We start from the raw sequence: 10,317 nt of genomic DNA, 5'->3' as shown, positions 1-10,317 counted from the left end.
GATCATCGTCTGCCATCACAAGGTGTCCACCTATTTTGGTGGACACCTCATGCATCAGAGCACTCAAAAGCAAAAGGTGCAGGGAAATTCGCGCTTACGTTCAATCGAGAGTCGTGAGATGAGCTTCGCTGTACCAGTCCTCTAGCCGCCGGGTTTCGACCCAGATCTGGCGATCGAACGTAATCCAATCACACTCGGCGAAATGTTTCTTCGAGTGCCGTACTGAATCCGAGACGTCCCAGTCGTTCGAATCTCCGTCTCGGCCCGCAGTTGCCCATGCACTACCTTGACTTGGAAGGCGTCCAGTTTACGATCGAGTCGCGCAAACCGTCCGGAAGACGACATGACTCCTGCGACGCGGGGAATGCTGCGTTAAGGACATCAGCTGCCCAGCGCGAGAGGCCCTCCTGCAGCAGCTGACGGTCCTCTACATAGCCTGCGTCTGTGCCAAGCTGCAGGAAATCTCTAGCGTTGCGTATCGTGTCCTCGGGACTGATATGAAAGCTGAGAAACGGCATGTCAGCTACAAGCAGGGCGCGAGGCCTTGTTCGCGCGACCGCCTCCAAGTGGTGATTCATCATCCCATGCTGACGGGTAAAGTGTCATCACACCCAAGGCATACATTGCCGACGCTATCGCCGACAAGAATGACGTCGACGACAGGATCGGCGATACATGCCGTCACCGCATCATAACCCGTGGTCATGACGATGGTGTGCCTTTCCTCCTTGCATCATTGCAGAACTGGAATCGTGACGCGTTCAACTGACAGCTGCGAAATGTGGCTCTGTTCGATCTGATCCGGCCTCCGCATGTCTCTGGAAACGGCCTTCCTTGGAACCCACATTGCAGATGCGAGGTCACAATCGCCCATTTCGAAAGTCTATGGCAAGGCTCTCTCAAGTCGTTCGGGAAGCCGACGACAGCTCAGGATCCTTCATCTTGCGCTACCGCGCGTCTTCAGGCCAGCGCATCGGCAGCGTCACAGATGCGTGCATAAATTTCGTCCAGGTCACCTGCTGTTACATAATATGGCGGCATCACATAAATCGTATTACCGAGTGGACGCAGCAAGAGATTGCGGTCGTTAAGAAGGCGTGAAGCCTCGGGCCGACGCCTGCGAGATAGCCGGTATCTCTCGTCTTCAGGTCGAGTGCTGTGATGGTGCCGCTACGGCGAACGTTTGCAAAGCGCGGATCGGCGCGGAATCCTTCAATTGCCTGCTCTTGCATGGTTGCGACCGCAGCGATGCGCCGGTGACATTCCTGGCCTTTCCACAGATCCAGGTTAGCTTTGGCGGCGGCACAGGCCACCGGATTTGCCGTATACGAACTCGAATGAAAGAATGTGCGCGTACGGTCTTTTGAATAATGGGCATCGAAACTCTCTGCCCGGCAGAGTGTCACCGCGAGCGGCAGCGCCCCTCCCGTGAGACCCTTGGAATAGCACGCTATATCTGGCACAACATTGGCCTGCTCACAGGCGAAGATTGTTCCGGTGCGGCCCCAGCCCGTCATGACCTCATCGGCAATGAACAGAACGTCCGGCGCCTCGCAGATCCGCTTCATCTCTCTTAGCACCCAAGCTGGGTACATCAGAATTCCGCCTGCCCCTAACATCAGAGGCTCGACAATAAAGGCTGCGGGATTTTCGTTCCGACATGCTGACTCAAGCGCATCGAGCGTCGCCCGCTCACGCCGCTCGCAGGGAACGGGATTGAGGTCACGTCGAACAGGAGAGGTCCGTACGCCGCGTTGAAGACACCGCGGGCACCAACTGACATCGCGCCGAACGTGTCCCCGTGATAGGAGTGCTGCTACAATGATGCGTGTTCGCTCTTCGCCTATATTGTGCCAATAACCGAGTGCCATCTTCAAGGCGACTTCCACGCTGGCTGACCCGCTGTCCGAGTAGAACACGTGGTCCAAGCCTTGGGGTGTGAGTTTCAAAAGGAGCCGAGCGACCTCCTCAGCCGGATCATGCGTGTAGCCGGCGAAAATGACTTGGTTTAGCTTGCCGGCCTGTTCCTGAATCGCGCTCACGATCTACGGATGGCAATGGCCGTGAGTGACGACCCACCAGGGTGAGATTGCATCTATGATTCGATTATGCATCCGCAGTGTAGAGTTAAGCACCATCGCCACGCACAACCTTGGTCATCTCGTTGTGAAGAGCATGCTGCGTGAATGGATGCCAAATTGGCGACCTCTTGTTTGGCTTCATGGCGTGAAATCGCCGCGAATAAACGAGCCTTTGAAGACAGCCTGCAGGCTCTCTGCCGTCAAAGGAGAAATCCAGGGCAGCCGTCCTAACCAACGCACCCGCGCGATGTCACAAATTGCGCTCTCAGTCTCCGAATTTCTTTCTCCGATGAATGCGATCCCAAGAATGTCGATCTGGCGCTTTCGCAAGGCCTCTATCGAGAGCAGGGAGTGATTGATGGTTCCGAGTAGCGTGCGCGCGCAAAGCACGACGGGAAGTCGCCACCGCTCGAAGATGTCGATGTAGAGTGCACTAGAATTCAGCGGCACCATCAACCCGCCAGCGCCTTCGATGACGAGCGGTCGCTCCCCGGTTTGCGGCAGGACGAGCGAATCGGGGTCGATGCGAATTCCGTCTATTTCGGCGGCATGGTGCGGCAAGGCGGACGTTTTAAGGCGGTAACGCTCCGGAACGATCCGATCGGCCGGGAGACCGCTCAGTCGTGCGACCTGCTCGCTATCGGTCTCTCCTTCAACACCGGCCTGAATTGGTTTCCAATAATTCGCGCCGAGAAGATGGGCAAGGCCTGCCGAAAAGACAGATTTGCCGATCCCTGCATCTGTGCCGGTCACCACGATCCGCTGGCTCATCGAGATTCGCCCCCCGTCTCCTCAGCGAGGGCATCGAGCATCGCACGCACCTCATCCTCTCCGACGTTGACCGTCAGTGAAATTCGTAAACGGGCCGTGCCGGTCGGCACTGTTGGCGGTCTGATTCCTCGGATGTCAAATCCGCGAGCCTGTAGCGCGGACGCTAGCCTCATGGCGCGGGCATTCTCGCCAACGATATAGGGAAGGATCTGCGAGTTCGAAGGACTTCTCTCGCCTCGCGCAACCATCTCCTGATGCGTGAACGCGACAAGCTTCGCCAGCCGCTGTTGGCGCTCCGGCTCCTCCTGCAGGATCAACAGAGCCTCCCGTACGGCCACCGCCATTAACGGCGAAGGGGCGGTCGCGAAGATAAACGGGCGACAGCGATTGATCATGAAATCGCGCAGCACGCCAGAGGCGGTGACAAGCGCGCCGGCAGCTCCCAGCGCCTTGCCGCAGGTATGAACAACCAGGAGATTTTCGCGTCCTTCAAACGGCCCTGTGAGCCCTCGCCCCTGCTCGCCGTAAACGCCGGTGGCATGAGCTTCGTCCACAACCAAGAACGCATCGTGCCGGTCCGCGATCGCGAGCAGGTCTTCAAGTGGTGCGAAATCGCCATCCATGCTATAGAGGCTCTCGACTACGATCCAGACCTGCCCCGCTCCGCCCGCGGCACGCCAGTCGCAAATTGCGCTTTCGATAACCTGCGGGTCGTTATGGGCGGTGATTCGAAACGCGGCTCGGCCAGCTCGTGCTCCTTCGTGAATGCTGGCGTGAACCAGGGAATCAAGGACGAGCAGGTCATCCCGTTGCGGCAACGTTGTCAGCACCGCAACCTTTGCAACATAGCCACCGCCGAAGAAGAGCGCGGTCTGCGCGCCGAAGAACCGCGCCGCTGCTGCTTCGAGGCATTCGTGCTCCTCGCAGTTGCCGCCCAGAAGCCGTGATCCGCCGGCTCTGATCGAAGTACCGGCTTCAAGCGCGGTGACGATCGCTTTTTTCATCCGCGGCGCGCTCGCCAGGGCCAGATAATCGTTGGATGAAAAGTCAATCCCGGTGCGCGGCCTGAGACTCTGCAGGCGGTTCTCGTGTTTAAGCGCATCCAAGCCTGCCGCATAGCTGGTGACTTTACCCGCAATGATGGTATTCATTCTTCACTCGCTGAGCCAAGGATCGACGCCGCAAAACTCCTAACTGGCCACCAACGACAGGGCTCTACGCGATTAGCTTGTTGGATTCAAATCGGCACGATGCGATTTTGTCGATCAACCAGCACAATGCGCGGCCTGAAGATTCTTGCCTCCGCCTCGTCAACTGAGGCGTATGCAACGATGCTTATCCTATCGCCGGGCATCGCCAGTCGCGCCGCCGCACCGTTCACGTCTACCGTGCCGGACCCTCGCGGCGCTTCTGTCGCAAACGTTGCAAAGCGTGCCCCCGTCTCGAGGTTGTAGAGTTCGACGCGTTCGTTAATCAGGATACCGGCCGCGTCCAAAAGTGCGCGATCAATCGAGATCGAGCCTTCAAAGTGCAGGTCGGATTCAGTTACCGAGGCGCAATGAATCTTTCCCTTCATCAAGACAATCTGCATTTCTTACCTACGCTAGTGGCTTGCGCGCAGCACGCCGTTCTTCTGATGGCTTAAGCGAGTCCAGACGTAATGCCGAGCCGAGCTAACAAACTTGCATCACCGTCAAATTGCGGGTTTTTGGTAGTCAGCAACACATCGCCGACAAAGATGGAGTTCGCACCCGCCAAGAAGCATAGGGCTTGGAGTTCATCACTCATGTACTGGCGCCCGGCGGCCAACCGTACGACGCTCTTGGGCATCATGATCCGCGCGGTCGCCACCAGGCGCACCAGTGCAATCGGATCGGGACGCTCCGCCGTGACCTTCACCGGCACGCCATTCACCTCGTTCCACAGGTTGATCCTCGGGTGAAGTGTCCACGTTATGATTGTAGAAGTCGAGGCCGGCGTCGGCGAGGCGTGCGGCTTGCTTTGGCGTGAGCATGCCGAGCGTTACGCACGTCTCCATGCCAACACGTTTAACGGCGGCAATCATGTCGCAGACCTTATCGAGGTCGCGGTCCTTTGGACTGCGCCACGCCGCGGCCATGCAGAAGCGACTCGCCCCGGCCGCCTTGTCGCGCTGCGCGGCGGCGACCACATCAGCGCGATCCGTCAAGCGAGTCGCCTTCAGGCCAGTGTCGTAATGCACGCTCTGTGCGCAATAGGCGCAGTCTTCAGGACAGCCGCCGGTCTTGATCTGAGCAGGCTTGCGGTTTCGACGTGGGTCAAAATTACCGCGAGGAACGGTCTGGGCCTGAACTAGGAGCTCGGGAATTGGCTGCACGTAAACCCCCTCCGCCTCGGCACGTTCGCAGTCGCGGCGGACCGGCGCGCCGTTGCGGCCGCTATTGCCTTCGACTTCCACAGCACCCTCAAGATTTTCGCTCGATCGTACAGACGACAACGTCGTGCGTAGCTCCGCAAAGCAACACTCTTGCCCTGTATTGAACGAGAAATATCGCCGAGTTGCGCGGGCATGGCGCTGATATCAGGCTAATCGCCGCCCCCTCATGCAGGATTTCCCCGCGGGCGCGCCTCACTCAGGTAACTAAGCGGTGCGTCCGGTAGTTGCGCCCCCTAGGAGACTCTTCCGATGCAAATGTATTTGGCCGCGCGCCGTGTATAACGGAGCGACAGATCTGCTCACCTGGCTGAATCCTCAATGGTGTTGTTATGCGCGTCACATTCCGCACAACAAACGGCGGCCTCAACAAGCCGACTCTGCGAGCGTTACCTTCCGCCCCTTTCAGAAGTGCAGCGGGTTGGGCTCTGGGGCGCAGAGTAGTGGCTGACGGCCCCTTGGCGGGCCTTGGCCACCTAGGCTCGCTCGCCGCTGTGCTCGTCGTCCCTGGCTGTGGTGAGCAACTCCGCGGGACTCTCGATTATGTCGCCGCCGCCCGACTTGGCGTCGGCGGGGCGAGATCCGCTAAGGTGTCGCACTCATCTGCGCAAACAGAATTGCCGCTTCAGACGGCCCGAGCCCGACGATGCCCACGAAGGCTGCCGGAGGCATCGGAATGACCTGACGCGTCGGCCTCCAGAGATGCAGGCAATAGCGACTATTGTTCACATACTGCGAATGAGGAGGATGCAGCTGCATCACGCATTCCTCTTCATCCCAAAACATATCTTTAGCGAGGCACATCTCCTCCCAGTTTGGAGATCGCCGTGGCGTCGACACTGAGACATGCTCCCATCCCGGACGGATTAAGCCGATGATCTTGAGTTGGCAGCCACAAGGCCCCTGCACGAAGAAGAGACCAGAAGGGCCAGACCCTGGTGCAGTGGCGAATTGGCCCTCGCGAACGCGCCCCGCTTCCAGTCTTTCTACACTGTGCCTCCTCATGCGTCCTCCATTTGGCCGATAGAGTTGCATTCGGCACCACTCGTCTTGTCCGAGTCGCACATCGAACGGGCACCCGGGCATGGGCAGCCCCAGCTACCGCTGATCATCTGCACCGAACCTACTTGGATGAAGATCATCGGTTCTATCCGCACCGTTCACCGGGGAGTTCTCTTCGGTTTGTCTTTCGACATCTGATCGTCTCTTCAATTTTCTTGTCATTCGCGCCTTCGTTGCGAACCCGGCCTCATGCAGACAATCTGCGCAGAGATCTATGATGGCCCGTCTTGGCAAGCCGTGCCAGCAGGAGCTTCTGCTCGCCTCTTCGCCTGAACATGTCCGCAATGTATGGCGTTGAGTTCAGCAGTGCTTGGTGCAAGATGCCAGAATTCGACTGAAACGCCTCACGCCAAAATGGCGGCGGAAGCCAATTCGCGTGGCATGATCCGGCGAACCGGCTACTTTGTCACCCAAACAAACGTCCTGGCTTCAGCAACATGATGCAAAGCGCGACGCCAATGCCTCGCCAGTTCATCGAGCGAGAGGCTTTTGATTCGACGAGCTGACGGTGGGCTTTCATCTCATCCTTCTCATGTCTAGCGGTTAGCCGGCTTGCCGCCTGAGACACCGTCAATGCGTCATCTATGTGGCCGGCCCCGCGACTCAGAATGGATTCATGGTCAGAGGCTCGGACGCGCGGACCGCACTCGTTCAGCAGCCTAGCTCATTGGCCTTACCGCATGACGCAGTTTCGCAGTTCAGCTAACGGGCTGTGAGCTCCAACGGAGAGACACCCGCGCCGGGGTCACAAGGCGTTGACGATCGGTGCAACCGTCCGCCCGGTGGCGATCAGAACTGCCCGTCAAGCTCATTTCTTTGCCGCCCCTCCGCGAGGCGAGCCAGCTTATCATATTCTTCAGCGACCTTGAGGAGCCTGCATCTGGATGTGTCGTCCTCGAGCGACTCCGCTTTTCTTCGGGTCGCTTCAGCACGGCTTCTCCAATGTTTGGCGTCTGAGAACAGCTTTTTTTCCTTCATGCGGAAGACGATGCAATTTTTAGATCACGAAAATGCGACACATGCCCTACGTAAGATCCCGTAGGTTGGCTTTCGCAAAAGCACCTCATTTGCGGTTATCTGCCGACCACTCTGTTGATGTCTGCGATGCGACAAGCCGCTCGCAGCAAGCGCGGCAAAGGGCGCGAATGCGCGACTCTCGACATTAGGGCTTGAATCGTACGTAGCGTCAGATTGTAGGGTCTCTTACAGTTGGCAAGCGTGCTTGGCCGTACAACAGCTTCCGGGCGACACAATTTCGAGTGTATCATTTGGCGCCCAGATTGCAGAACGCCCGCCTTGTCCCGGGCGCCGCAGTGAAGTCGCCTCGGCGAATCATTGCACGTGTGGCGACTAAGCCAGGCTGCAGGGGAACCGGATTCTAAGATCGCAGCAGCATCCTCGCGTGGCGGTTGCCCGATTTGACAGATTGCTCACGCAGAAGGTCGCCGTCCGGAGATCGGGGCCTCGCAGCTCAGAGTGGAATGGAAGTTGGAGGCCATACTCATCTTACGTAGCCGTGATGCGGCCGCGGCGAACCTGCAATAGCTTGCTCACGCCAAAACAGGTAGCTCCAGGCATACACGGTTGCCAGCATTCTCGCCAGAGATGCGTCGACTGGTCGCTCATGCCGAAGCCGCCTTCGGGTGCCTGGATTGCCTCCGCCGCCGCCTCCATCACGTTTTTCGTATCCAAAGACGGGCAACACGGCCTTCGGAGTAGCAATGACTTCTACAGCTTTGGCTAGCAAGTGGCCGTTCAACTGATGGCCATGGCGAGCGCGCGAGGTCAGACCACAAGGAAATCTCGATCTATGCTCTGTCCGAAATGTCACACAGATAACTGGTGCGAGATCGCAATGCACGATCCCTGGAGCGGCCGACCAGTGATCAACTGCAATACTTGCGGTGAGTATGCCGAATACGATTGCCTCCAGCGCAAAACAGCGCACGCGATCATCGCAGCTACCTTGGCCTGTAACGTTAGCAAAGAGGACGAGCGAGATCCGCGGGCGGTTGCTGAAACGATTTTGGATGTGCTGGAGAATGCCGGCCTAACAATCGCTCGCGCCTCAAGATGAATGGGAGGACGCCGATCGGCGCCCGCTACAAGGCCCCGGCCATCCATCAGAGAGCATTGCCAACTGCGCCGCTCGTTCCAACAGCCATTTGATTGCCTGCAAAACCGCGGTCTTTCCCCCGGCCGACCTGGAGTAGTCGGCGTAGCAAGTCTTCAATACCAACACGATTGTAGCAAACGCGCCAATCTGGACTCGAGCCGCGATGCTCTCAATGGGACCAGGGCTGAGTACCGCTTAGGCCTTCCAACGTGACGCTCGGCAAATCTTCCCACAAATATCGAATCCGCGATGATCAACCCGGCGTGGCCTGCACCTGACGACGCCTTTCGAGCTCGTCCATAGTTCAAGGTTATCTAGAACGGCGAAGTCATTGTTGGGTTACCTGACGGGAGCTTGGCTCTTTGACCAGGTTAACGGGCTGCCGATTGATCTCGTTTCCAATCTTCTCAGCCGCCGCGGCACCGACAACTCCCGGGAAGCAGCCCCATTACGATGGTGACAGCGGCAGAGCTCGGCTGGATAGACAAAGCCAATTCGCACCGACTCGCCAGAGCATTCCAGCCATGGGCGATCGATTGCGTCGCCAAGGCACCTCCTATCCACACATTTAAGTAAGCTTGATTGATTCGCTTGATCACTCGTGGCCACCGACGAGCAGCCTCCCAACTGGGGGGTCGCTATGCGCGCACACTCGAGCGGACCTGAGCTGCGCCTTCCGCAGACGATTGATACCCAAAGCCAACTGCCTTGGTGAAGCGCCTCCCGCCCTGCTCGTCTTGCGGCTGGCTCCTGGCAAACGAATACGGGTTCGACATATTCACGCGATAAGCTCGGAGGGGGATTGAATCATACGTAGCGTCGGATTGTAGAGTGCACAGCTAGGGAGCACCAATGTTCGGCCGCTTCCAGCGGAGCAGGCCGACCGCTTGCGATGAGAGGTCTTCTGCCAAAGCGGCTGAGGATCGCGCTCAGCCGAAGAACGCACCTTCTGTCCTGTCCACGCAATCGCCGGCCCCATGAAGACAAGATCGCCCACATGTAAGAAGGACCAATCCAGCCTTGGAGGCTACGAAATACGTTTGCGGGCACTGAGTTCCAAACCAGCCGCCACGAGATCGATGCGGTATCCCGGAGCGGTCATGTGAGAGGACCCGATGGATCCAACAGGGTCTTGCTCGTCGATCACTGTGAGGGCCAATGCCGGGCCATTGTTGGTTTCAAGAATGGCGATCCGGGAGCCGCGTATATGTGCGGCGACCCCGTTGTGACGGGGCCTCGCCAAAAGCTGTCATCGTGGTGCGCTTATCACCATTCCCGAATGCACGTCATGCCATGGTCGGACGGACGCAGCCTCGTTGAACGAAAGTAGACTAGATGAACAACCGTAATCCGAGACGAGTCCGCGCAAGTGCTAGGCATGGGCAGGGGTCATCGCGGGAGCAAGAGAGCTGCCGATAGATCCGCGAGCTGGGTCTGCTCGAGGTGCAGGCCTGACGATTGCCCAAGAGCCGAACGCCGATCCGGCAATGAGGCCCATCAGGACCTGACGAGCGATTATGGAGAAGCTCATGTGAGCGCCTTGGAAGAGATGATGTGGAAGTTTATACCCGCGAGGGACTGAAGATTGATCTCGGCACCATGATTGAGGGAAACACCGCGTTCGAACCCGATAATCCGGCGATTCATTTCGAGACGCGCCTCTAAAGCTTACGCTGCTTTCGGCGCATTCGAGCGGGGGCACTTGGTTTAATGACCCGGCTCGACCTCTCCACTCTCGACGAGCAGCTCATCCGACTTCCTTCTGCCGAGGGGCTGCAAATCAAGTGTGATAGTTGAGGTAGAACGCAGTTGATCCGTCAGCTCAGGCTGCTATCCGCAGAATGCTTGCTCAAGAACCGGACTTTGCCGACAAG

5 protein-coding genes and 2 pseudogenes are annotated in these 10,317 nt (G+C 58.1%); 1 reads left to right on the top strand and 6 read right to left on the bottom strand.

The genetic code is table 11. The features are described 5' to 3' along the window. Positions 1-446 precede the first annotated feature (446 nt). From IVB42_RS28630 to IVB42_RS28605, 6 genes and pseudogenes are all read right to left on the bottom strand, one after another. A pseudogene (locus IVB42_RS28630) lies at positions 447-814 on the bottom strand (3-methyl-2-oxobutanoate hydroxymethyltransferase); the annotation flags it as partial. A gap of 226 nt (positions 815-1,040) precedes the next feature. After that, the gene (locus IVB42_RS28625; protein WP_247368784.1) at positions 1,041-2,042 is read right to left on the bottom strand and encodes an aminotransferase class III-fold pyridoxal phosphate-dependent enzyme; all 1,002 of its coding nucleotides are present in this window, start codon (positions 2,040-2,042) and stop codon (positions 1,041-1,043) included. Between the two features lie 177 nt (positions 2,043-2,219). Then, positions 2,220-2,852, bottom strand: coding sequence for a dethiobiotin synthase (bioD, locus tag IVB42_RS28620; RefSeq protein WP_039799456.1), 633 nt, complete (start codon positions 2,850-2,852; stop codon positions 2,220-2,222). Further along, positions 2,849-4,003: an 8-amino-7-oxononanoate synthase gene (locus tag IVB42_RS28615; protein ID WP_247363780.1), complete on the bottom strand. Its 1,155-nt coding sequence runs from the start codon at positions 4,001-4,003 to the stop codon at positions 2,849-2,851. Before IVB42_RS28615 ends, bioD begins: the two co-directional genes overlap by 4 nt. An 86-nt stretch (positions 4,004-4,089) precedes the next feature. Beyond that, positions 4,090-4,443, bottom strand: a complete 354-nt coding sequence (panD, locus tag IVB42_RS28610; RefSeq protein WP_018455497.1) for an aspartate 1-decarboxylase — start codon at positions 4,441-4,443, stop codon at positions 4,090-4,092. Positions 4,444-4,493: 50 nt separating this feature from the next. After that, positions 4,494-5,208 (bottom strand): annotated as a pseudogene (locus IVB42_RS28605) (radical SAM protein). Positions 5,209-8,182: 2,974 nt separating this feature from the next. On the opposite strand from IVB42_RS28605, the gene IVB42_RS28600 reads away from it, so the two are divergent. Continuing rightward, positions 8,183-8,404 carry a hypothetical protein gene (locus tag IVB42_RS28600; protein WP_157642944.1) on the top strand — a complete coding sequence of 74 codons (222 nt, stop codon included), beginning with the start codon at positions 8,183-8,185 and terminating at the stop codon, positions 8,402-8,404. The last annotated feature ends 1,913 nt before the right edge of the window (positions 8,405-10,317 follow it).

The sequence above is a fragment of the Bradyrhizobium sp. 45 genome, from assembly GCF_023073155.1.
Classification (GTDB): domain Bacteria; phylum Pseudomonadota; class Alphaproteobacteria; order Rhizobiales; family Xanthobacteraceae; genus Bradyrhizobium; species Bradyrhizobium canariense_D.
Note: the sequence above shows the minus strand (reverse complement) of the source record. Positions and strands in the feature narration are given on the sequence as shown.